Raw genomic sequence first — 22,220 nt, 5'->3', positions numbered from 1 at the left:
TAAATTCCCGTGCCAAAAATGAAAATTCGCAAAACACCAACCCCTATTTGATTTTTCCGATAGAAATATTAACTCGGTAATTTCCGTATTTCAAAACGGAATCTAAAAAATCATTTAAATCCTCTTGGGAATTAACTTGGACTTTTAGCATATAACATCCCTCTCCGCTGATCCGATTAGCTTCCATTACTGATTCATTATTGGATAAAAATTCGCAAAATACTTCATGATTAGTTGTTTTCATAAAAATGGTTATGTAAGCGGTTAAGGATTTATTAAGCATTTTTTCATCAAGCAAAACGGTATAACCTTTTATTACTCCTAAATTTTCCATTCTTGAAATTCTATTGGAAACTGCTTGTCCGGTTAAATGAACTACTTCGCCAATGTCTCTAAATTGCATTTTGCAGTTTGATTTTAATAGTTTTAAAATCTTCAAATCAGTATTATCAAGCATTTCTCATTAAATCCTTTCCTGGAGAAAGCAAAAAACGTCCGATACTTTCCCGGCACAATTACATTAGTCTGTATAATAATTATAGCAACGGACTTTGCAGGAATACACAAAAATTTAAGGGAAAAGTTTGGAGGAATTATAAATGAAGAGAGCATTAATGGTGGTTGATGTACAATATGAATACTTTACAGGAAAGATGCCGGTTACGTATCCTGAAGGTAGTTTCGCTAATGTCCTTAAAGCTATAGATGCAGCCGATCGAAGTAAAATAGAAGTAATTCTAATCAGACATGAAGCACCGCAAAAGAATGCTACTACTTTTGTTAAAAACAGTAGAGGATGGAATATTCTTGAGGAGCTCCTCAAAAAAGAACATTTATGCATTATTGATAAAAAATTGCCAGGAAGCTTTACAGATACCGAACTTGAGGATTTATTGAAGAAAATGGGTATAGATACAGTTGTCATCTGTGGATACATGACTCAGATGTGCTGCGATACGACTGCAAGACAGGCAGTTCATCTCGGTTTCTCAGTTGAATTTTTGTCAGATGCCACCGGCACTATGGATGTATCAAATTATGCTGGAAAAATAACAGCGAAGGAACTTCACAACGCCATTCTTGTTACGCAAGCTATGCGGTTCTCCAAGGTGATTTCTACAGATGATTGGATTAAAGGGTTAAATTAAAAATAAAGTTCCAAAGATTTTTAAGGGGTGTTTAAATGTCAAAAAGAATGCTTAAAGAATCCGACTATAACACAATAATTTCTGTGCCGAATGGTTGGTGGGGTGAACTCCATATGACTGATATGTTACCGAGGTTATTCTTTAAGCATTTTAATATAAAAGCTATATAATGGAAAAAGACAATAAATTAATTGCCTTTTTAATCGGATTTATATCACAGGTCTATCCGAACCAAGCTTATGTTCATTTTACCGGAGTTCATCTGGAATTCAGGAAACGAGGTTTTGGCGGACTATTGTGCCAAAGATTCTTTGATGTTGTAAAACAAAAAGGATGTTATGTAGTATATCTTGTTACTTCCCCGCAATAAAAATGCTATTGCTTTTCATATGCATATTGGATTTCGTATTGAAGATGAAACTGCAATGAAGGTGGTGTAGCTATAAATGCTAATTATGATGGTCCAGGGGAAGACAGGGTTTTATTCAGAAAATCATTATAAGTAATTATTATAATCGCAGAGTGATTATCAGAAAGTTAGTAGGGAACTTATGGTCAGGGGTTAATTATAATGTTAGTCAGCTTCCTATTATTCAACGTCTCTGTCATTATTTTCATTCCCCTTCATTCACCACTTGCTGAAGAAGGATAAAACTGGATATTACAGACCCATAAGAACCCCTTCTTCAGACCATTTAGAGTACATTGAATGCTTTGTGAAGGCAGTTTTAATAGAACAGGTCCGAGACGAATTGGGATGGCATAATCAAAGTATTGCCAGTAGACTGCCCAAATGGGTACAGAACTCAAAATTGGGATGAAATTTTAAAAGGCATCATGAAACTAAGAGAAAAGCTGTGATTCACATTATTCTTAAACTTTGACGTGTTCGATAAATAGGCATGCTAAGGAGGTTTTATGTATGGATGAAATCAGCTTTTGCTGTGCGAGATTAAGGGATATGTATGAGGAGGTCGTTGGTACTGTTTCAGTTTTCCTCCATAGAACTCTTTAGTAATTGGTTCAGCAACATATTAAAATGCAGCTCGTAAAACACTAAAGCAGAAATCAAAGAAATGCTAAAAGCATTACATTAATCATTATTGATTTTTGTCTTAAAACTTATGCTCAATTTTTTTCTATAATCAAGTTCGTATTATGCCCTATGTTTCCGCTACTTCGCAGGATTATTCTTATTACGCTACCTTGAGGGTATTCTTATCTATAGTTAACCAGAGAAGTGCAGCTGTTTCATGACCTGCTGATAAACAAGGTCTAATCCTGGTTCTTCAACCGTAAAATCTTCGATCTCAACACCCTCCTTAAGGAGGCTTTGCAGTATCGCCATTTTCTCCTGCGATTCACAATAACAGCTCAGCGTATTATCTTGGATCTCAAATTGCCCCATAGTATTAGCACCCTGTTCCAGGCTAGAAATCATGGCTATCTGATCGGTAGAAACTCTCACTTCGATTCTCGTCATTAACTTGTAATCATGTTTAAGCTTTGCTAAAGACCCTTCAGCAGCCATAGAACCGCTGTTCATTATCGCCATGTTTTCGGCAAGCTCTTGAACGTCTGATAAATTATGGGAGGAAAAGAAAATCGTTGTTCCTTCCCTATTCCAAGTTCGTATCATCTCTTTTAATTCGAGGATTCCAATAGGGTCTAGCCCCGTTGTCGGTTCATCGAGGACGAGCAATTTAGGTCTGTGAATAATGGCTTGGGCAAGGCCAAGCCTTTGTTGCATCCCTTTAGAAAACGCCCCGACTCTCCTGTGTTTGACCTCTGCGAGTCCTACCTGTTCCAAAGCCTCTTTACAACGGGCAGACGAAACTCCTTTTAACTTTGCATAAAAGGTTAATGTCTCCCAAGCGCTTAAATTATCATAAAAGTTCATCCTTTCTGGCAGATACCCAATAAGATTCTTAATGTCTTTACTTTTTGGTCCGTATTGAAGCCCATCAATTAGAATTTCACCCGCCGTAGGATTCACCAAGCCTAGAATCATCTTGATCAGAGTGGATTTACCTGCTCCATTATGCCCAAGTAGAGCGAATACTTCGCCTTGATTGACTCGCATGTTAATTTTATTGACAGCGACGAAATCTCCATAGTTCTTTTCCAAATTATTTACTTCTAATATATATCCCATAGCATTCTCTCCTAATAATCTTGTTTTCGGCTAAATATCCAAACAGATAAACCCAAAGGTCCAAAGAGCCACAGGAAAAGAACCACACCCAGTAATACTTCACCTGAACCACTCCCCATCATTCGCGTAAGAGCTGCCAGGGTCGGACCAAATGTCTCTTCTCCACCCAATTGCAAAATAACCAAGACTCTGACCATATCGGCTGGGTTCAGGAGAAGAAGGGTTAGCAATAGGGGAACGACTACCGTAACTTGTTGCAAAGAGGCAATTCCAATGGCCAAAAAATCATAAACTAAAATGGTAAAAAACCATACAAAGATGGCTAAGGCTACTGCTTGAGAACGCCTAGTAGTAACTACCGATATCAGCAAGGACATACTCAAGAAAACAAGCGTTAAGACAATCGACAAAATCACAAATACCAAATAGTCGACAATATTTATGGTCCCTGTCTTCCAGGCAATAACTACCCCAGCACTTCCGAACCCTGCTAAGATGGAAGCCGTTAAAGCCAAGGCTAGTCCCAGGAACTTACCAATAATCACTTCGCTTTTGCTAACTGGCTGAGTTAAGAGAACGTGAAGTGAGCCCACTTCTTTCTCGCCTGCGATTGTCGAAGAGCCGATCACTAAAGCGATCAAGGGCAGAAGATATAGCACTAGATTCAAGAGGCTTGCTGTAACGCGATTAAACCCTTGATAGCCCCCAACCCCCATCCCAGATAGACCAAAGAACGAGATAAGCAAGGCTAATAAGCCGAAAATAATCGTAAAGGTAACCAACCAGCGACTTCGCATGGACTCCAGAAGTTCTTTTTCAGCAATGACCATTACGTTAGCTCCGCTCATCATACATTTCACCCCCTTTTTGCCTGTTGCCAATATAAACTAGTCCCTATCTGCAGATTTCTTAAAAGCTCACCGTCTGCTTTGCTGATAAGACTTCTTGCCAATTCATTAATGTGGCGTCTTCTAACTCGCCCCCAAACAATTGAGCTGCTTCTTGAGATCCAAACCCCACGATTCCAAAATTCATGGGAGTATTAATATGCGCTTTAATATACGTGGCCTCGGAAGCAATAATCCAGTCCATGGTATTATAATCCTTGACATAGACCACGCTCTCTTTTAAGGCTGGCTCTTGACTGTGCTTTTTGAGGTATAGCACCAAACAACCAATGTCATCAAATTTCTCCGCCTGACCTTCTTGAGTAACAATTTCAGCAGCATAGTGCAGGTCGATAATGCTCATATTACAAGTCGGGCAAATATCAAGGCTCGAGTCAATCAGCTGAGGAGATGTATCCACCTGCTTAGAACATCCCATCAATAGTAGACTCATGGCTAAGACAAAGATGATCGCTGCTATTTTTCGACTCATATCAGACCCCCCTTTGTTTTCTAACCCGATAAAATATCAACCCAGCAACGAGCAGCATAGCCATCGAATAACCACCTAATACTTTATTGCTACTTGCTGGCACCGAAAACTCAGCTAGATTCGGAAGCTGCAAGTTAATAGGTTCGACATATGGGTACGAATCCTTTACCTTCGGAACATTGATAATCGGAAACATTCTCTCTGAAAATTCTAGAGCGGTGGCTGCTGGACTATTGAGAAATAGTCGCACGGCAGGCGCCTTTTTCATCAAATACGTAAAGGGATCCCCGCTTAGGTAAGGAATATCTCCAATCCCGTTGCGGTCTAAATCAAAGCCCCGATAATCATTCCAATAATTTCCTTGACCATCTTTAGCAAACGCGTTTCCATCACCAACTTGACCGGCAATCATCGCCACTTGTTGCAAGTTGTCAATCAAATTATTACCCACGAAAAGATTATCCGTAGAACTCGAGATAAGATCGATGCCGACATCATTTGACGCGACTAGATTGTTACGAAACTCATTGCGCAGGGAAACATCAAAAAAGGCTCCACGCGTATTATCAATGAAAATATTTCCTTCGGCTAAGCTATCATCACAGGTTGCAAATAGGAGTCCATATGATCGGTGCCCTCGGCTATGAGCAAAAATATTTTCTGTAAAGGTTATATCTTTTGAAAACATCAAGGCCGCACCCGCGACATTGTTTAATAAAGTATTCTCTTGAAAGGTATTACTATCAGAGTACATATAGTGAATTCCGTAGCGGACATTAGAAATCCGGTTCCCAATCAGTTGATTATCGCTGGCATAATTGAAGTAGATCCCGTCGCGCGTATCCTTAATCGTATTATTGATAACCATATTCTCAGAGGCTGCAAACAAATGAATTCCGTCTCCGCCATCCCCTTCAAAGGCAGGATGCAATCCAGCGTATTGATTATCATCAGCTTGGGATTTTTCAAGCTTTTTCTGAACGGGCAGCCCTTGAATAAGATTCCCTTCCAGAATGTTTTGGGATGCTTTATTGAGGTATAGTCCAAACAAATTATCTAGGATATGGTTATCTTTGATAATATTCTTTTTAGAATAAATCTTGATTCCAGCATCCGAGTGCTCTAATCTCCTTCCACTGCCCCTCACCTCAAAACCCTGAACAGTGACACTATCCGCTTTGATAGTTATGGCATCCCCAATATTTCCTCCCTCGATTTTAGGATAGTTTAAACCAATCAGCTTTACACTCTTATCGATCAGTACTTGGCCCTTATAAACACCAGGCTGAACCGTGATTTCATCACCTGGTTCAGCCTTGGCTATGGCTTCGTTTATCGAGGTAATCGCTCCATTTGGGCTCACTTCGATAGTCTGAGCTTGAATTGGCTTAGTCCAAACTAATGCCCAAAAAAGAACCCCAAGGATCAAGCCTGGATAGTTGGCTTGGAATCGTTTTCTTTGTTTTCCCATGTCCTAAACCTCCAAAGCGCAATAATCATGCAACAAATACTTAGGCCTAAGAGGTAACCCCCGATACCAAAGCCTGTATGGGTTACGAAATTCGCTACGTCATTACTCCCAATCATTGGAGGTACGAACGGAGGGATTATAATGGGCGCTTTAGAATCTAATTCTGTTCCAAAGCGGTGTAACCAGTACCAAAGATCATACATTCCCAACCCCCCACCAATTATGAGCAGTACCAAGGTGCCTAGCCCAAACCATACTCTTCTTACCAACGCTGCGATAAACGCCAACCCTGCTAAGCCAAATGCTATGTAGGTCATATATTGCATTTCCGGGAAATCCGATTCTGCAATTTCCTTCATGCCAATATAATGGTTCAAGTTATTAATGATATCGATGCGACCCCCGATATGATCCATGAAAACAATCATCGATAACCCTTCAGGATACTGCGGCGCATCCAAACTCATATACCACAAAGGAAAGTAAGTACTCGCAATCAGACAAAGCCCTGCAACTAGCAGCAAAATTCTTCCTGACAGACTCAGCTTGCCTTGCAAAAATTTCATCTTAACCCCTCCAAGTTTTTCTCCCTAGTGAAACCCAATCCCCTTTAATTTTTTCAAGAGGAGCAACAGACCGTCTGGGTAATTCCCATCGGTCTGCACTCCGAATAAGGCTCGGATCTCAGTTACGATTTTGGTTTAATTAACAGATATCCTTGCATTTCTTGATGTAAGGCTGAACAGAAATTCGTACAATAGTACGGATATACCCCCGCTTTATCTGCCACGAATTCAAGTTTTTGAGTCTGTCCTGGTTGTGACTCACAGTTGATATCGTAGAACATGATCCCAAAGCCATGGGTAATATCCTCGTCAAAATCCGTATTCGTGATATACCAAGTTACATGATCACCTTCATTGATTTCAACCGCATCAGGGTAGTAGCGGCTCCGGAAGGCCATCATATACACCGTCACATTATTGCCATCCCGGACAACCTTGGCATCTTCCTTCGCATAGACAGCGCCTTCTCTTGCTTCATCCTTAGGATAGACTTCAAAGGTTTTGATTTTATCCGCTTTAATCATTTGTGCAAAATGTGGTTCTGGATCTGTTGGACTATCGTATAGAACTTTCATCTTAGAACTAGTGAGATCAATCAACTGCATACTTTCTGGATGGGAAGGTCCAACCGAGAGGTATTTATCTTTGGCTAACTTATTCAAGGAGACTAGGTATTTCCCATCAGGATTCACGGTATCCCCTTCGGCCGAAGCTAGGTGTCCTGGGCAATAGTGTACTTGTGTTTTATCAGTGACTTTAAAGTCAGTTAAACTCCATTTGGCGACGGCGCTTTCAACGAACAAACTCGTGTAAGCATTGCCTTTGTCATCAAATTGAGTATGCAAAGGTCCTAAGCCAACTTCTACTTCAGCGACCCGCGTCTTTTCATAATTCACAATTGGGAAGCCCCTTTCTTCCCCCTGAAAATCCTTAGTGTTAACACACTCCATGAAGTTTTCAAAACTAAAAACAGTGACAGTAGGAGCAAGTTTACCATTTCCAATAAAATATTTGCCGTCAGGGGTAACATCCACCCCATGTGGACTTTTTGCGCAAGGAACGAGGTAGACTGAACCTGGAACATCCATGGGATCAATGACCTTTGCTCCACCAATATCTTTTACCTTTCCGTCCTTAGCCGCTTGTTCGAGCATCTTCCAGTTAATTGCCATGATATAGTCCCGTTCTCTTTGGGAGGATTCCACTTCTAATAGGTGGTACGCTTCTTCTGTATTATAAGTTGTCAGGAAACACCAGCCGTCACTGACACCCTTACCAGCATCTGAAAGGTCGTAAGACCAAGGAGGAAGTAACACTTCCCACCCGACACTCATCTCGCCATCTTTGGGATCAATGGCTATGGCAGCCATAACGCCTTTATAGTCCTCTTTGAAGTTATCAAGCTCCGAGTAGGTACCATAGGGAATCGGACCAGCAAAACGTGAAGCCATCATGAAATACTCTGAATTTGGCGTTAGAAAGACCGAACCATGAGGACCATATACGTTAGGTACTGGCCCAAGGATCTGTTGAGTTGTGAAAGAATCTAAATTAACGCGGGCAACCCGACTGTTGGCATTATCATTCATGAAAAGCCACCGTCCATCATAATCACCTTTAGTTTCGCTGAGGGCCGGATGATGTGCATCCCCCCAAGCAAAATCCCCGAGCATTTCTTTACTTTCTGTCGTCCAGCCATAACCAACGGCGGACTCCTTATTAAAGACTGGAATTGAACGAATACGTCTCATGGATGGCACCCCATACACAAACAGTTGACCAGAGTGTCCACCCGATGCGAAGAGATAATATTCATCTAATTGACCGGGTGGGACATAGGTTTTCAGGGCAGCGTCGATGAGATCCTCTGACACGCCCTCTTTAGAAGCCTTCAATCCTCCCGTAGTAGTTGGGCTTATTTGAGACGATATGGAATAAGCCAATAATAAGCCGACAAAAAGCCCTGCAACAGCAACGAATAGAGTTTTTAGCTTTATTTTATGCATATACTCTCACCTCCAAGATTAATTATCTCTAGCTTAATGATTCTATTTATTTAGCCTTTACTTCTGCCGCCTTGCTCAACAAATCAAGGATTTGTTTCCTATCCTCAGCGGTAGTGCGCTGGGGAAGCAAATCGCCCATAGTCCCTTCAGGTTTTTCCAAAAACTCCTCAAGGCTTTTGCCAAATCGTTTCGGAGCATCCGAATAAGCAACGGAAAGATCTGGCCCTGTCGCTCCACCTAAGATATTGTAGAAGGAAACAGAATGGCACTGAATACACCCTTTTTGCTTAAAGATATCTCCTTCGAGAGTTTTAGGATCAATGGCGTCCGTCGGAGCTTGGGCCTGAGGCTGAAGTCCTGTATTGTAGACGGTTTGGACGGTATTATCAACGGTTGGAGGATTGCTTGGTGTGGCCAAAACATTATAACTAACCATAGTTAGAAAACCGATTCCCAACCATAAAACAAAGTTTGGTCCTACACCCTTCTTGAAAAGATTGAACACGCTTGCACCTCCTAGTACATCCTAACAACTTATTCTTTTACACCGATCACCGACAGTACGATCATGAAACACACGGTCAATATTATGAGCATGAGAATCTTACGCCTTCCCTTTAAGGTATTATTATTACTGCGATCAAGCCACGGAAGAAGTAGGACTCCCATGATCAACAACCCCGAAAGAAATAATCCTAATAGCTCAGGTACGATTTTCAGAAGCCCGAACAGCCAAAGGAAATACCATTCCGGAACAATCCGTGACGGAGTCATAATCGTATTTGCCGGGGGGCCTAACTCCTTGGGCCATACTCCAGCTAAGATAAACACTAATCCAAGGACCGCAAAGGCCATCACGACTTCCGTTAATAGATGACCAGGGAAAAAAGGTATCTCATCAGACTCCAAAGAACTTAGTTTTTGATCACGCTCCAATTTAACTTCCCCTCCTATAGCCCACCAGAAATTCCTTGCTTACGGATCATCAGAAAATGAATAACCATCGAAACAATTGCAACCACTGGTAAGATCACAATATGAAGAGCATAAAACCTAGTTAAGGTGTACCCGGTAATTTTGCTGCCTGCCTGGCTCAAGAGCAGTAACTGTTCACCGAGCCAAGGGAGCGAGCCCATTATTTTTGTACCTATGACAGCAGCCCAATACCCCAACTGATCCCAGGGTAAAAGATAACCCGTAAAGCAAAAAGCGAGGACAATAATCAACAAGCACGCTCCGATAATCCAGTTTAATTGACGCGGGGGTTTATATGAACCCGTATAGATGACTCGAAACATATGCATCAGCACAGCGATAACCATCAGGTTCGCGGCAACATTATGGATTGAACGAATTGCTGCTCCCATCCATACGTCTTGCTCGATAAACATCACACTTTCATAGGCCAGCTCGGGTGTCGGCTTGTAGTAAATAGCGAGCAAAATCCCCGTAATGACCTGAATTAAAAAGAGTAAAAATGTAATTCCTCCGAAGCAATACATGTAACTACGGGCATGTTTCGGTACGGGATGGCTCCCAAGTTCCTTAAACATTTCTGATAAGCTTTGTTCATTTTTTTTTGCAATTCCCTTAGGTTCGATAGCCAAAATTTAAACCTCCTTCAGTTGAGCCATGACAACCCCTTCTTCCAACCAAGTTGCCAATTTGAGCAGAGGTTTGGGAGGCGGTCCTTCTACCACATCTCCGTTGGCATTAAAAATTCCGCCATGGCACGGACACTCGAACTGCTGACCTTCAGCATTCCAAAGCACAATACAGCCAAGATGTGTGCAGACTCGAGAGAAAGCGATCATTTCATCTTCTCGCTTAAATAGCATGGCTGGAGCCCCATCATAGACAAACTCCACTGGCTCGTCCTGAAGATCTACTTCTTTAATTACCGCCATTTTGGGAGGAGCAGGCATTAATGATTTCGGGGGGTAAAGGGTTCCACCCAGCAAAGTCATAGGGGTTAGAACGGCTAAGCACGCTGGTATGCTCGCGGTTATGGTTATAAATTGGCGTCGGGATAGTTTTCGATTATTACTGGAATTCTCCATGGCTTTTCATCCCCTCCCCCTTCTCTAAAACAAAAAATCGCCATATATAAATGGAAATAGCGGTACTAATAAAAATCAAGCCAATTAATATGGCAACCCAACGGGAATTCCCAGCGATATAGCTTTTAACAAGCATCATGGCGAACATAAGAGCTGCCCACGCGTCTAAGCCAAGTAACACTAACCCATAAGAAGACTGATCTTCCTGATCAAGACTCATATGCACGACTTCCTTTCATCCGGTTAATTTTATCTTGGATATGTTTTTTGCAGATAATCCTCTATTTCCTTAGTTTGATCCTCCGTAACAAAGGCCCCAAACCCACGCATTTGGGTGATAACCTCAGACCACGACTCGGTACCGCTGGAATTTTGCACGGTAGTAGCCTCATGACAAGTGGTACAGACTGATTGAAAAGTTAAGTATTCTCTCCCTCCATGATTTTCTTTAGGCATTGGTTGCGCATAAGACGACATCGCCGACAGCCCTATTGCCGTGCCTACCATCATTAGAGTTATTCCTGTAGCTATCTTAGTGGAAAATCCTTTTGCCAAATTTCATCACCTCCTTAAAATAGCGGTGGGACTTATTTGTCTCTATTCAAATCTCTTTTCACGTTATTGGTTCAAGGTTTATCCGAAAAGGGTCCTTTCATCAATCCTAAGGCCAAACCCACTAAGGTTAGCACTCCTCCGAATCCATACAAATATTTAGCTGTTGTATGGCATTCCATAGGCGACATACAAACCCCAATCCCCCAATCAGTAGGCATCAAAATTACCATCACACCAAGGACTGCCAATAGAAAGCCAAGATAGCGACGTGCGACACCATGGCTAAACAGAACCATCAGCGAAACAATCACTATCAATATGCCAAAATAAATCTCAGCCTGCCCTGTATAATGACAGCGCATATGAGTCATATTGCCAGATTTCAATTCAATTAATTTCTGACACACGGGGGCTAAATGAAAGGGCGTAAAAATAATGAACATACCGATAATAGAACCCAAAATACCAGCTACTTTATTCCCTTTAGTTTGAGTGATCATGGTTTCCCCTCTTTCACACATTTATTAGGCAAGCACCTATAGAGCCTCATGGCTTTTCCCCGGCTTCGCTTTTAGAAGTAGCAGTCCTTTGTTTAAAGTGTAAACACGACTCGCCACACCCGTAAGAAAAGGGTCATGGGTTGCAATAACGACTGATTTACCTTTATCCGCTAACTCTAATAACCACGTACTAATTAGGGAGCGATTGACATCATCAAGCTCCGCTGTTGGTTCATCTGCTAAAATTAGCTCTGGATCGTGAACTAATGCTCTCACAATAGCAACCCGTCGTCTTTGCCCCCCGCTTAACTGATGCGGTAAAAACTTTGCTCGTTCCAGTAATCCTGATTCTTCAAGGAGTGATGTCACTTTCTGCTCTGCGCTTTTTTTATTAAAAGGTTTAGGCCCGATCCATAATGGCAGGAGTACATTTTCCCGAACCGTAAGGGTTGGGAGGAGAACACTCTGTTGTAAAATGAATCCTATCTTGCGTGAGCGTAGCTCTGCTAGCTCGTCTTCTACTAACCTATAAGTAGGTATACTATCAATCACTACCTCACCTTGAGTTGGTTTGAGCAGGCACCCTAAAATGAATAAAAGCGTGCTTTTACCGCAACCTGATGGTCCTAAAATAGTCAGTACTTCCCCCCGATCTATGCTTAAATCAACGTCTTGGAGAGGAATAATGACCTCTCCGAACTTATTGGCATACTGATGACTAACCTTTGATAGTTTGAGTTGCATAGTATATCCTCCTAACGAAGCTGGCCTTCAGATAAGGCAAGCACTGGATCAATGAACGCCGAACGTCTTGCTGGCCAAAGCGCGGCTAAAAGACTAATAACGAGTGTTGCTAGGATGAGACCACTTAGGGCAATCACTATTTGTGACAAATTGGGCATGAGAAAAGGAAATGAACTATATTCCTTGAGCATTAACTTGTAATGTATGAGCAAGCCTAAACCAAATAGTGACCCTAAGAATGAAGCAGTCAGTACCGTAATGAAGGACTCCGCCAAAATCATCTTGAAAACTTGGTTTCTCCTCGCCCCTAGGATCCGCAACAATCCCACTTCTTCCCGTTTTTCAAGCATCAAAGAGGAGTACCTCGTACAAAGGGAAGCTAACGTAATGGCACCTATGATAAGTACTAGAACCCATATTACTGAACGAAAAGCCACCAATTGTTCCTGCAAGTCTTGCATGAGTTTCCCTGCCGTCACAGCCTTTAAGCCAGGAATATTCGAGATCGTTTGCCCAATAATCTCAGGTGATACACTCTCACTCGTTTTGATTAAAACGGCGGATATCAAATCTTGAGGGTTTCCGGCACCATGCCAAATTTCCTGCAAATAAGGACTTTGGAAGGCGACTTGACGGGCTGTAGCAATAGGAACAAAAATTGTCCGATCAATACTCCCTCCTTTTGGCTTTAGATAACCAGCAACATCAAAAGGTTGCCCTAGAATGACGACCCGGTCCCCTAGGAAGGCAGGAATTTCGCTGCCGATAATCACTTCCTCCTGATTTAACTCTCTTCCAATCCCTTGGGCTAAGCCATTAACTAAGAAATCACTGGCAGGATCATATCCGACTAATCGATATTCATCCGGCAGGCTACAACAACTTTGATTGAGCGTTTGACTGAAAAATTGAGGAGTCGCTTTCTCCACACCGTCAATCTCTGAAACCTCCTCAATAACTTGTGCCTTCATGTAAATGTTGGCAGGGGAACCCGTAAATAGCACCTCTTCAGGGCTATACTCTGCCTGAGCTGGTAATACCAGAATATCTGCCCCCCATTGGTTAAGCGCACTTTTTGCACCATTCTCGATACTCCATAACATCAGCAAACTTGAAACTAACGCTGCACTACAAGCTGCCACAACAAAAATTGTCAAGGAGGATTGCCAGGGTCGTCGTACTAAATTCCTCCAAACTAGTTTTAATAGCAACTCATCACTCCTATCCTTCATGGCCTAGGTACAATCATAGCTTTTGCAAATCCCATGCCAGGCTCCATGGATGCGTCAACTCCGCCTAATTCAAGGTTTCATTAACAAAAGAACTGTGGCAACAGTAAAAACCACAGGTTTAGAGACGTTAATGTCCCTTCACCTGTGGCTTTTATGTCACAATTTGCTGAGAAGAAGGATTATTGAGACTATAAACTAGACAACCTGCCCTTACTAAGTATGGTATATAAATTGCATATAATCCTTTTTAACACCGATCTAAGGAAGCTGTCTATTTAAATACATACTGGGGAGGCCACTTATTATGAAACGCTTTAGGATAGTAAATTTAGCTCTGATGACTATCATTACTGCAGCAACGCTAACTCTGACTAGTTGCTCTGCCACTTCAATGGTTGAAAAAGGTCAAGAACCACCCACGAACATTCCAAGCTATAGTAAGACCCAACAACTTGATACCATCGTCAACCTTGGCTCAATCAAAATCAGAATCGATAGTGTTTCCATGATCAAAAATACTACAGAGTCTCAACCTGACCTCCAAGGCCATCTTGCCCTTGGATTAGAAGTCGGAAATATCTCGTCTGAAAGCGTCCGCTTCTATCCGGAACAAATTGTTGTGACGACGAATACCGGGGAACAACTTTTAGCCGATATGCCTGAGAGTGCAGACTTAGGAGGTCTTTTGGGAGGGGTCTTCCCACCGAAACGAATCTTACAGGGCTACGTAATGTTTCCACTCCAGAAATCAAGCCCCACTGATATTAGTGAGATTACAATTCTTATCAAAGCACCTCAGAATGAAAAAGACCAGCCTCTCGGTGACGATCATAGGCTGGTCATCCCTATTCAGCAATCCTAGACAAGTGGTGTTTCTTTAGAAGGCGATGAATGGTTTTCCGATCGATCCCAGCCCATTCTGCAGCACGAGTAATATTTCCATCAAAGCGGTCTAATAACGTTGGCAGATAATGAGCTTCAAGATGATTCATCCATAGTTCTTTCGCTTCCCGATAGGGAAGGTTCGTGGAGATCTCATTACCCTTCATAGGCTCTCTATTTACTTCCAACACCTGCTGGACCAAATCTTGAGTCCCCACAACTTCATTTTCGGCAAGGGTAACCGCTCTTTCCATGATATTCCGTAATTCACGCACATTACCCGGCCACGAGTACTGAGTAAGTAGCTCCATAACCCTTGGTTCACAACCCTTGATTACTTTTCCCGTTTTACGTGCAAACTTAGCACAAAAGTGCAAAACAAATAACGGAATATCTTCTTTCCGCTCCCTTAAGGGCGGAAGTTGTAAGCTAATGACATTCAAGCGATAGTAAAGATCTTCTCTAAATTCCTTACTAGCAACCATTTGTTCTAAGTCTCGGTTAGTGGCTGCCACAATTCGCACATCAACTTTGATCAGTTGATGACCGCCTACCCGCCGAAATTCTTTCTCTTCTAAGGCCCTTAAAAGTTTCGCCTGTAAGGCGAGACTTAACTCCCCGATCTCATCTAAAAATAAGGTTCCGCCACTTGCCAGTTCGAAGAGCCCCTCTTTCGTTCGATTAGCTCCTGTAAAGGCTCCTCTTTCGTAACCGAACAACTCGCTTTCGAGCAAGTTTTCTGGAAGGGAAGCACAGTCAATAGGAATGAATGGCCCGATCGAACGATGACTATTCTTATGAATAGTATGGGCAATAAGCTCCTTACCTGTACCGCTTTCGCCTAAGATTAATGTAGTTACGTTTGTCTTGGCAATTTTACCAATCTGCTTGAAAATAGTTTGCAACCCACCATTGGCTCCAATAAGATTCTCGCTATTAATCACTTCCTGGAGCTGATTGCGCAAGAGTTGGTTTTCTGCCTTTAATTCGATCTGTTGAAATGCTTTAGTAATCGTAAACTGTAGCTGGTCAAGCTTGAACGGTTTTGGCAAATAATCGAAGGCTCCATTTTTCATGGCAATGATCGCTGAATCAATGGAGGAAAAACCTGTGATCACCACCACGAGTGTTTCGGGTAGATTTTCTTTGATCCACTCCAAAATTCGGAATCCATCAACCCCGGGCATTTGCAGGTCTGTAATGATCAGGTCTGGAGTAATATCCAGCATCTTATTCAGGGCTTCCACACTGTCATTAAAAGTAACACTCCTATAACCCATGCGTTTGATAATTCGAGAACAAATCTCTAACATATCCTTTTCGTCATCGATTACAAGGATTGTGCGTTCCTCCTTCATGACGCATCACCCGCCTTTGCCTCAATGAATAACGGCAACAATAGACTGAAACAGCTTCCCTTACCTAGTTCGCTTTCGACCTTTAAACTTCCACCATGGTTTTCAAGAATTCCATAACTAATAGAAAGCCCAAGACCCGTTCCTACTCCTTTTTCCTTGGTCGTAAAAAACGGGTCAAAAATCCTATTCTTTATCTCGTCAGAGATCCCTGTCCCCGAATCGCTGACCTCAACTTGAACCATTTTTTGATCTAGATCAACCTTTGAACAGATACTAATTTCCCCACCTTCAACTATCGCATCTTTCGCGTTATTAAGAAGGTTCACTAAGACCTGCTCCAATTGCCCGGGATTCCCAAGGACCCACGCATTGCTCGCCAATTTTAAGTCTAACTGGATATTCTTACTTAGGAATTGACTTCTCAGCCAATCGGTGGTTTCGATAATCATGGTATTTAGGTCTAGGGGCGACATGCAATCCACCGTTTGACGTGAGAATGAAAGCAAGCCCTTAGTCGTTCTGGCAATCCGCTCAGTATGCTTCACCATTATTTGCATATCCTCAATCACTTGATCTGGCAAACTATTCTCCTCAGCCTCTAATAACAACCATTCTAGCCTCGAAAGAATAACCCCTATGGGGTTGTTGATTTCATGAGCCAAATTGGCCGACAATTGGCCAGCCGCCGCTAAGCGCTCAGATATAACAAGCTGTTCTTGAGCTTTATTCAATTGCTCAATCGATTTTTGCAACTCCTGATTGAGCTGATTGATTTCGGTATTGGCTTTTTCAAGATTTGCCTTTTCCTGGGCTAAACGTGAAAAGAGCCGAGCCCTTTGAATTGTAGCCGCAATCTGACTTACAACCGCTAATAGCAATTCCATAGAATCACGATGAAACTCTGTTTTCTGCTTACTTTTGAGAGTAACTACACCGAGCTTGTCAACTCCTGCAATAAGGGGTACGCAAACATGGAATTGATAGCAATTAGCACAGAATTCGGCCTCACAACAAAGTCTTTCTCCTTGTTCTAAAGTCAAAGGAAGTTGATCATTTAATGCTTTACAGCAATCATCTTTAATATATGTGCAACAAGTTTCCAAACGCCCCTCAGTGATGAGATGAAGTTCACATTTATAGGGAAAAAATATATTATCAATTTCTTTGATTATTGCACTCAGTAGATTGTCGAGCTTGACTGGCAAAAAACCCGTTAGATTGTTGATCTTGATGAGTACCGCCATCTCCCGCTGCAACTGCTCATATAATTGTTCAGACCCTGTATTCACAGTTTGACCTGACATTTTTCCCCTCCCTTTAAAACCCATGCTTTGCTTCATACGGACTAGCCGTGGCACTTTATGCTCTCTATTAACTCTAGAAAGTAAGTAATCTTTTCTTCACTGGCATCTAGAGGGGTTTCACAGCCTGTACCCATGACATAACCAAACTCTCGACGTTGCTCAAGTATCTGTCTTAAGGTGCTGGCTAATTGATTAAACGTTGCATTTCGGAACAACATGGGATTCATATTCCCCACGACAACTTTGTTCTGAAGACTGTGAAAGGCATCCGGAAGTTTAACTGCCGTATCAATCGTCACCATTTCGAGATTAAAGTCAGCCATATGATGCAATACCGAAGTGGTATTGCCGATAATTTGGAGCCACAGATAAGTCTCTTGCCGTTTCTTAATACGCTCGAACATTGCTTTAAGCTGAGGTGCTATGAAACTAGTAAATACTCCTTTTGATAAAACATCTGGTGAGGCCGAAGGGTCATGTAGCATAATAGCGTGTATACCAGTTTCACCCAGGGCTTCACAATAGCGTTCGGTAACCTGAGAAGTGAATTTTAAGAGCTCCATAAATCCCTCAGGATCATCGACAATTAAGTAAATAAGCTTCTCAATTCCATAAATTTGGGAGGCGATGGTCACGGGTCCTAAGACTTGTCCAACAATAAAGTGCTCTCCCGCATCCTTTTCTACAATAACCTTAGCAGCCTGCAGTATCAGTGGCATCCGTCCAGATGACCATGGATCCGGCACAGTTAGGCGATCAAGCTGATGCCAATCTGTGATCAGCGAGCTCGAAATGTATGGATAAGCGGAATTAGAAAACACCACTTTGGAGCCCAAGGCTTCAGCTTCTACACACGAATCCAGGCCTAAGCTCATAATGTCGGTCCTAAACTTTTTGACTGCCTCTAATTTCACAGCAACCATGATATCGGCCTCTGTAAGATATCTCTCAAGGGATATCCCCGCCAATCTAGCGACAAACCCACTATGTTCGAGAAAAACTGGAGCGCAGTCAACGTCTGTAAAATTCAAGGTGCCTAAAACCCTTGCTAACGATCTCATTCTCTCACCTCATCCGTTGGACATAGTGCAGGCCATCAAAAGCATTCTTGGCCACATAATCGACATTTAAATCCTCTGCCTTCATTTGCTGGAGAGCTGCGCCTCCAGCTACAACCGGGATCGTCAAATTTTGCTGCAGAAGAAATGCCCTAACTTCTCTGACCTGTGGAACGATAACACTAATCAGACCTGAAATGAAAATATAATCTGCCTTTGCTTCAACGGCCGCTTCTACAAATCGCTTAGGCTCCACGTCTTGGCCTAAATCAATAACTTTATACCCGGCACAACTAAGTAGGATCCGCACCACGTGTTTTCCTAACTCATGGATATCCCCCTTGATGGATCCTAGGATAATCGTGTCCAGTTGTTTCACAGGCTGATCCTGATCTAAGTGTTTGGCAATAACGTTATTCATCACTTCCAGCATGGCTCTCCCGGCTAACATGATTTCCAATAAATTGAACTCATCGGATGTGCATTTTACATCTAACGCCTTTAAAGCGGGTGATAAACCATGTTCTACGATGGTGTATACATCAATCCCAGAAGAAAGCAATTGTTCAGCAAGAGCAACTGCATCCCTATGTCTTCCTTGGATTACTGACTCCACTAGGGTATCTAGGTTATTCAACAATCCATCACCCCTTAGTTAAGTTTTACTGCATGTATCAAGACAGCCAGCCCGGCGGGTTTGGGGGGTACAAACTTGCAGAATTAAGGATTATTTATGTGATGAGTATTAAAATAATGACTTCAATTTATCCCCAATTTATATGGAGATCCAAAGGCTCCATGAAAGAATCCCCATACCATTTTAACCTCATATAGTGTGAATTGTAAACTTTCCGCTTGTTCCTTATAGGGAAGTAGCATAAGCTCGGGGTGCTTCGTTACGGCATCATAAAAGATAAGTATCTTCTTAAAACGGTCCGTTTTCAAGAAGGTTTGTAAATTTCACTTTATAAGCCCCTCCTCCTTAAAGGTTATGCTCCACGATGCCATTAAGGGGAAAAGCCCTGCACGGGGCGTAAATTGCCACTAAGAAATCGGGGAAGTGTTTGCCCTCAAGTAAAGACACGTACCACCTTGTTAACTTAGTCTATTCTGTTAAAACCCTTTAGTACCAAGGGTATCAGGCATCGGTCATACCGGTGCCTTTTCTTATTTTGTTATGCTTTATTACCTATTATTACCCTCGTTGCATTACTTTTTAAAAGCTGTGGGTCCAGGCGTTGTACCCCAATTAATCCACGGAGCCTCATAGAAAGTTTCGCGAAATTAGAAAAGCTGCAAAACTCTCGACGGATATAACGGTACATTCACTTCGCCACAAGACTCCTAGAACGTGGCGAAAGTCTTAAGACAGCCAAATATTACTGGGTCATGCGGATATAGCTACTACGGGTAATACCTACACGCATGTCATGCCTAAAGTAAAAGTCACAGCTGGTGTAAATATTAATGGCCTACTAAAAAAAGATAAAAAAAGATCCCCCCAAAATGGGAGGAATCTAATTGGAAAAGCTAACTAAAAAACGGTTGCATTATTTCACGGTTTTGCCTTTTTCAGTAAGGCTGAAACCCGCATGTTTACTGGTCGGAGCGACATGATTTGAACATGCGACCTCTACCACCCCAAGGTAAAAAGTTGGCCTAAGCGAAACTTTAATCATTTTACCACGGATGCAGACTTTCTAACACCTTGACTTTACTTAAATTTGTTTCGTATATTCAACTCTTACAATATACTTTAAGAGTTATAAATATAGTAAAATTGGATGGTAGGTTTTTTGGTAGGTATGGAGGTCATGAATTTGGTCTATTTTTTATCCCCATTTCTAGCCTTTAACCCTAAGCGATAAGCGTTTTCTATGCAATAACTTTCTGCTAAGTAAATCGATTTTTCGTATTCGAGGAATAATAACCCATGGTCAGGACCTAGGAGGTTTAATATCTGCCGTCCCAATTTTCTTGTTTTGGATTCCATTCCTGAAATATTAACACTCTTATTCACATCGTTAAAGAGTTTTTCTATTACACTAAATGACTTTGTAAATTTGCTAGATCTTGAATGACGCCTTAATCTTACCTTAAACAAATTTCATTTCTCCTTCATTTACCACTTGCCTAAGAAGGATAAAACTGGATATAATACAGGCATAAGAACCCTTCTTCGGAAGTGTTTTTGTGATGGGAAGTCCGGACTCTCTCCAGGGTGCACGGGCTTCCTTATTATTTTACTTTCGTTTTGATACTTTTTTTCCACTGGCTGGTTTCCCCATTAGCTCAATCGTTATGCCAAAATCTCCAGATAGCACCTTATACTTCTCCCCATTGAGCTGAAAGATCTCCCCAGCCGAAAGGCCCGATTCGTCTATGTCGCCTCCAAGATTGATTTTTCGCCTAGTCCACGTTTCTCCGCCATCGTCGCTTACCTTAGCTTCTACCAGCGCATCCGCTATGTCCAGATCCTCATAACTTTCTTCCACTAGCTCATGCTCATACTTAAATTCATCCTTATTCAATTCTTGCTCTTGCATTTCCACGACAATTACTCCCTTCAGAACATATAATCTTTAAATATTAGAACATATGTTCTATTTATCTTCAAGGGGTATTTTGTCGAAATCCTTCCTTGCTGCTAGCTTACAACTAGTATTTCTATTATCAGAAACAATTTATTCACTTAAGTATATATTACCATGTATAACCTCTTCGTCGCAGGAGTTAACATATTTTTGCCGAATTCAAATCATCGGTGATGAGTATTGAAGCAACACAGACGATGTAGACTCTATGAAGTTATGACAAAAAAAGGTATCACACAAAAAGACCTGAAAGAAATAACTGGGTATTCTCAGTCGCACATATCTCAAATTGTGAACGGCAAGGATCTTTACTTATCTACCGCCCAAGAAATAGCAATTGCTGTAGGCGAGAAAGTGGATTATCTTTGGCCAGATTATTTCCATGAATGAAGACCCCGGCATAAATGCCGGGGTCTTAGTTTGTCGCAAAACCATTAAGAATGTCGGAAAGCAGGAAATGCCATCAATTAGTTGAACTAAGCAAATAAATTAGAAACTCGAGAAAAAGGGTTGAACCGATTGAAAAAAATCACGTACTTATTATTAATCGGACTTATGTTTATGTTGTTAGGGTGCGGATCAACAGGGACATCCAGTCCTGTGAGGAAAGATCTAACGATGGCGGACTTTATTAAGACATTCGCCGATGCTGGGATTAAAGAAGATGCCGAGAAGAAACCATTTTTCACAATGATCGGAGCGAAAGATGGTGTAGGTTTCGGAACAGATGAGAACCCTAAGGCTAAAATTGTAATTTACGAATATAATTCTAATAAGGATTTAGACCAAGCAAAGAAAGACTTTGTCAATGTAATGAAAGACTGGCCGATTAATGGAATGTTTGTATTAGAATCAAGCGACGATAAGGCCAGTGAGATATTCAAGAATCTTAAATAGCCTTATTGAGTCGATACAAAGAATTGAACATGATGTCCACGAAATTAAGATGGAAGCAACCAAAAAGGAGAGCAACTAAGCTCTCCTTTCGTATGCCGCCGTGAAATTCCCTTCCCGGCGGCACCTGTTGATTGTCAATGAAAATTGACCCCTTTTTTGGGGTCAGGTTTCAGTATAAATCAATAGCACCTTTATGCCCTTGTAATCCTGACTGAATATTTCGGTGTGATAGCGGTTCTTCCGCATATTTGAGTATGTATGGTCAAAATAAAAAGCTAATATATAATCTTAGCCCTGAGAAGATCCAAAC

27 protein-coding genes are annotated in these 22,220 nt (G+C 41.7%); 5 read left to right on the top strand and 22 right to left on the bottom strand.

What is annotated here, in order from left to right; all coding sequences use genetic code 11:
* Positions 1-43: 43 nt before the first annotated feature.
* Positions 44-457, bottom strand: coding sequence for an Lrp/AsnC family transcriptional regulator (locus tag M8E35_RS10635; RefSeq protein WP_252468858.1), 414 nt, complete (start codon positions 455-457; stop codon positions 44-46).
* 142 nt (positions 458-599) lie between these two features.
* Between M8E35_RS10635 and M8E35_RS10630 the strand changes: the two genes are divergently transcribed.
* Both M8E35_RS10630 and M8E35_RS26890 read left to right on the top strand, forming a co-directional pair.
* Positions 600-1,148 carry a cysteine hydrolase family protein gene (locus M8E35_RS10630; protein WP_252468857.1) on the top strand — a complete coding sequence of 183 codons (549 nt, stop codon included), beginning with the start codon at positions 600-602 and terminating at the stop codon, positions 1,146-1,148.
* Between the two features lie 169 nt (positions 1,149-1,317).
* On the top strand, positions 1,318-1,518 hold the full coding sequence (locus M8E35_RS26890; protein ID WP_366946810.1) for a GNAT family N-acetyltransferase: 201 nt from the start codon (positions 1,318-1,320) through the stop codon (positions 1,516-1,518).
* Positions 1,519-2,376: 858 nt separating this feature from the next.
* Here the strand turns inward: M8E35_RS26890 and M8E35_RS10625 are convergent.
* The 15 genes from M8E35_RS10625 to M8E35_RS10555 all read right to left on the bottom strand — a co-directional run bounded on the left by M8E35_RS10625 (position 2,377) and on the right by M8E35_RS10555 (position 13,796).
* A complete protein-coding gene (locus tag M8E35_RS10625) occupies positions 2,377-3,303 on the bottom strand; it encodes an ABC transporter ATP-binding protein (protein WP_252468856.1) in 927 nt (308 codons plus the stop codon).
* A gap of 11 nt (positions 3,304-3,314) precedes the next feature.
* Positions 3,315-4,151, bottom strand: a complete 837-nt coding sequence (locus tag M8E35_RS10620; RefSeq protein ID WP_252469175.1) for an ABC transporter permease — start codon at positions 4,149-4,151, stop codon at positions 3,315-3,317.
* 61 nt (positions 4,152-4,212) lie between these two features.
* Positions 4,213-4,683 (bottom strand): nitrous oxide reductase accessory protein NosL, encoded by a 471-nt coding sequence (locus M8E35_RS10615; protein ID WP_252468855.1) that lies wholly within the window; start codon positions 4,681-4,683, stop codon positions 4,213-4,215.
* Between the two features lies 1 nt (position 4,684).
* Positions 4,685-6,154 (bottom strand): NosD domain-containing protein, encoded by a 1,470-nt coding sequence (locus M8E35_RS10610; protein WP_252468854.1) that lies wholly within the window; start codon positions 6,152-6,154, stop codon positions 4,685-4,687.
* Positions 6,109-6,720: a hypothetical protein gene (locus M8E35_RS10605; RefSeq protein ID WP_252468853.1), complete on the bottom strand. Its 612-nt coding sequence runs from the start codon at positions 6,718-6,720 to the stop codon at positions 6,109-6,111. The genes M8E35_RS10610 and M8E35_RS10605 overlap by 46 nt, the downstream gene beginning before the upstream one ends.
* 122 nt (positions 6,721-6,842) lie before the next feature.
* A complete protein-coding gene (gene nosZ / locus M8E35_RS10600) occupies positions 6,843-8,726 on the bottom strand; it encodes a Sec-dependent nitrous-oxide reductase (protein ID WP_252468852.1) in 1,884 nt (627 codons plus the stop codon).
* 46 nt (positions 8,727-8,772) lie between these two features.
* Positions 8,773-9,231, bottom strand: coding sequence for a cytochrome C (locus tag M8E35_RS10595; protein WP_252468851.1), 459 nt, complete (start codon positions 9,229-9,231; stop codon positions 8,773-8,775).
* A gap of 29 nt (positions 9,232-9,260) precedes the next feature.
* On the bottom strand, positions 9,261-9,662 hold the full coding sequence (locus M8E35_RS10590) for a cytochrome b family protein (RefSeq protein ID WP_309446455.1): 402 nt from the start codon (positions 9,660-9,662) through the stop codon (positions 9,261-9,263).
* A gap of 14 nt (positions 9,663-9,676) precedes the next feature.
* Positions 9,677-10,279, bottom strand: coding sequence for a cytochrome b N-terminal domain-containing protein (locus M8E35_RS10585; RefSeq protein ID WP_252469171.1), 603 nt, complete (start codon positions 10,277-10,279; stop codon positions 9,677-9,679).
* Positions 10,280-10,336: 57 nt separating this feature from the next.
* Positions 10,337-10,786 carry a QcrA and Rieske domain-containing protein gene (locus M8E35_RS10580; protein WP_252468850.1) on the bottom strand — a complete coding sequence of 150 codons (450 nt, stop codon included), beginning with the start codon at positions 10,784-10,786 and terminating at the stop codon, positions 10,337-10,339.
* Positions 10,770-11,006 (bottom strand): hypothetical protein, encoded by a 237-nt coding sequence (locus tag M8E35_RS10575; protein WP_252468849.1) that lies wholly within the window; start codon positions 11,004-11,006, stop codon positions 10,770-10,772. The genes M8E35_RS10580 and M8E35_RS10575 overlap by 17 nt, the downstream gene beginning before the upstream one ends.
* Before the next feature lie 29 nt (positions 11,007-11,035).
* A complete protein-coding gene (locus M8E35_RS10570) occupies positions 11,036-11,341 on the bottom strand; it encodes a hypothetical protein (protein ID WP_252468848.1) in 306 nt (101 codons plus the stop codon).
* Between the two features lie 71 nt (positions 11,342-11,412).
* On the bottom strand, positions 11,413-11,841 hold the full coding sequence (locus M8E35_RS10565) for a DUF4418 family protein (RefSeq protein WP_252468847.1): 429 nt from the start codon (positions 11,839-11,841) through the stop codon (positions 11,413-11,415).
* Between the two features lie 36 nt (positions 11,842-11,877).
* Positions 11,878-12,585, bottom strand: coding sequence for an ABC transporter ATP-binding protein (locus tag M8E35_RS10560; protein ID WP_252468846.1), 708 nt, complete (start codon positions 12,583-12,585; stop codon positions 11,878-11,880).
* 11 nt (positions 12,586-12,596) lie between these two features.
* Entirely contained in the window at positions 12,597-13,796 is a 1,200-nt protein-coding gene (locus tag M8E35_RS10555) for an ABC transporter permease (RefSeq protein ID WP_252468845.1), read from the bottom strand.
* A 325-nt stretch (positions 13,797-14,121) separates the two neighbouring features.
* On the opposite strand from M8E35_RS10555, the gene M8E35_RS10550 reads away from it, so the two are divergent.
* Positions 14,122-14,679 carry a hypothetical protein gene (locus M8E35_RS10550; protein ID WP_252468844.1) on the top strand — a complete coding sequence of 186 codons (558 nt, stop codon included), beginning with the start codon at positions 14,122-14,124 and terminating at the stop codon, positions 14,677-14,679.
* On the opposite strand, the gene M8E35_RS10545 is transcribed toward M8E35_RS10550, so the two are convergent.
* From M8E35_RS10545 to M8E35_RS10520, 6 genes are all read right to left on the bottom strand, one after another.
* Positions 14,663-16,057 (bottom strand): sigma-54-dependent transcriptional regulator, encoded by a 1,395-nt coding sequence (locus tag M8E35_RS10545; RefSeq protein WP_252468843.1) that lies wholly within the window; start codon positions 16,055-16,057, stop codon positions 14,663-14,665. The two genes, M8E35_RS10550 and M8E35_RS10545, sit on opposite strands and share 17 nt — an antisense overlap.
* Positions 16,054-17,361, bottom strand: a complete 1,308-nt coding sequence (locus M8E35_RS10540) for a GAF domain-containing sensor histidine kinase (protein ID WP_252468842.1) — start codon at positions 17,359-17,361, stop codon at positions 16,054-16,056. Before M8E35_RS10540 ends, M8E35_RS10545 begins: the two co-directional genes overlap by 4 nt.
* A gap of 41 nt (positions 17,362-17,402) precedes the next feature.
* A complete protein-coding gene (locus tag M8E35_RS10535; protein ID WP_252468841.1) occupies positions 17,403-18,422 on the bottom strand; it encodes a uroporphyrinogen decarboxylase family protein in 1,020 nt (339 codons plus the stop codon).
* 4 nt (positions 18,423-18,426) lie between these two features.
* Positions 18,427-19,056, bottom strand: coding sequence for a cobalamin B12-binding domain-containing protein (locus M8E35_RS10530; protein WP_252468840.1), 630 nt, complete (start codon positions 19,054-19,056; stop codon positions 18,427-18,429).
* A gap of 1,188 nt (positions 19,057-20,244) precedes the next feature.
* A complete protein-coding gene (locus tag M8E35_RS10525) occupies positions 20,245-20,523 on the bottom strand; it encodes a hypothetical protein (protein ID WP_252468839.1) in 279 nt (92 codons plus the stop codon).
* Positions 20,524-20,662: 139 nt separating this feature from the next.
* The gene (locus M8E35_RS10520) at positions 20,663-20,965 is read right to left on the bottom strand and encodes a hypothetical protein (protein ID WP_252469169.1); all 303 of its coding nucleotides are present in this window, start codon (positions 20,963-20,965) and stop codon (positions 20,663-20,665) included.
* A gap of 228 nt (positions 20,966-21,193) precedes the next feature.
* Between M8E35_RS10520 and M8E35_RS26885 the strand changes: the two genes are divergently transcribed.
* Together M8E35_RS26885 and M8E35_RS10515 are read left to right on the top strand one after the other, a co-directional pair.
* Positions 21,194-21,403, top strand: a complete 210-nt coding sequence (locus M8E35_RS26885) for a helix-turn-helix transcriptional regulator (RefSeq protein WP_373887436.1) — start codon at positions 21,194-21,196, stop codon at positions 21,401-21,403.
* A 129-nt stretch (positions 21,404-21,532) separates the two neighbouring features.
* Positions 21,533-21,910, top strand: a complete 378-nt coding sequence (locus M8E35_RS10515) for a hypothetical protein (RefSeq protein ID WP_252468838.1) — start codon at positions 21,533-21,535, stop codon at positions 21,908-21,910.
* The last annotated feature ends 310 nt before the right edge of the window (positions 21,911-22,220 follow it).

Source organism: Desulfosporosinus nitroreducens, assembly GCF_023897015.1.
GTDB classification, from domain to species: Bacteria; Bacillota; Desulfitobacteriia; order Desulfitobacteriales; family Desulfitobacteriaceae; genus Desulfosporosinus; species Desulfosporosinus nitroreducens.
Note: the sequence above shows the minus strand (reverse complement) of the source record. Positions and strands in the feature narration are given on the sequence as shown.

Bases quoted from the DNA above. Each gene is read 5' to 3' on its own strand.
- M8E35_RS10605 (WP_252468853.1), bottom strand. From the start codon at position 6,720: ATGAAATTTTTGCAAGGCAAGCTGAGTCTGTCAGGAAGAATTTTGCTG.
- M8E35_RS10550 (WP_252468844.1), top strand. From the start codon at position 14,122: ATGAAACGCTTTAGGATAGTAAATTTAGCTCTGATGACTATCATTACT.
- M8E35_RS10575 (WP_252468849.1), bottom strand. From the start codon at position 11,006: ATGAGTCTTGATCAGGAAGATCAGTCTTCTTATGGGTTAGTGTTACTT.
- M8E35_RS10540 (WP_252468842.1), bottom strand. From the start codon at position 17,361: ATGTCAGGTCAAACTGTGAATACAGGGTCTGAACAATTATATGAGCAG.
- M8E35_RS10535 (WP_252468841.1), bottom strand. From the start codon at position 18,422: ATGAGATCGTTAGCAAGGGTTTTAGGCACCTTGAATTTTACAGACGTT.
- M8E35_RS10625 (WP_252468856.1), bottom strand. From the start codon at position 3,303: ATGGGATATATATTAGAAGTAAATAATTTGGAAAAGAACTATGGAGAT.
- M8E35_RS10610 (WP_252468854.1), bottom strand. From the start codon at position 6,154: ATGGGAAAACAAAGAAAACGATTCCAAGCCAACTATCCAGGCTTGATC.
- M8E35_RS10620 (WP_252469175.1), bottom strand. From the start codon at position 4,151: ATGAGCGGAGCTAACGTAATGGTCATTGCTGAAAAAGAACTTCTGGAG.
- M8E35_RS10615 (WP_252468855.1), bottom strand. From the start codon at position 4,683: ATGAGTCGAAAAATAGCAGCGATCATCTTTGTCTTAGCCATGAGTCTA.
- M8E35_RS10630 (WP_252468857.1), top strand. From the start codon at position 600: ATGAAGAGAGCATTAATGGTGGTTGATGTACAATATGAATACTTTACA.
- M8E35_RS10565 (WP_252468847.1), bottom strand. From the start codon at position 11,841: ATGATCACTCAAACTAAAGGGAATAAAGTAGCTGGTATTTTGGGTTCT.
- M8E35_RS26890 (WP_366946810.1), top strand. From the start codon at position 1,318: ATGGAAAAAGACAATAAATTAATTGCCTTTTTAATCGGATTTATATCA.
- M8E35_RS10545 (WP_252468843.1), bottom strand. From the start codon at position 16,057: ATGAAGGAGGAACGCACAATCCTTGTAATCGATGACGAAAAGGATATG.
- nosZ (WP_252468852.1), bottom strand. From the start codon at position 8,726: ATGCATAAAATAAAGCTAAAAACTCTATTCGTTGCTGTTGCAGGGCTT.
- M8E35_RS10560 (WP_252468846.1), bottom strand. From the start codon at position 12,585: ATGCAACTCAAACTATCAAAGGTTAGTCATCAGTATGCCAATAAGTTC.
- M8E35_RS10520 (WP_252469169.1), bottom strand. From the start codon at position 20,965: ATGCAAGAGCAAGAATTGAATAAGGATGAATTTAAGTATGAGCATGAG.
- M8E35_RS10585 (WP_252469171.1), bottom strand. From the start codon at position 10,279: ATGTTTAAGGAACTTGGGAGCCATCCCGTACCGAAACATGCCCGTAGT.
- M8E35_RS10635 (WP_252468858.1), bottom strand. From the start codon at position 457: ATGCTTGATAATACTGATTTGAAGATTTTAAAACTATTAAAATCAAAC.
- M8E35_RS10580 (WP_252468850.1), bottom strand. From the start codon at position 10,786: ATGGAGAATTCCAGTAATAATCGAAAACTATCCCGACGCCAATTTATA.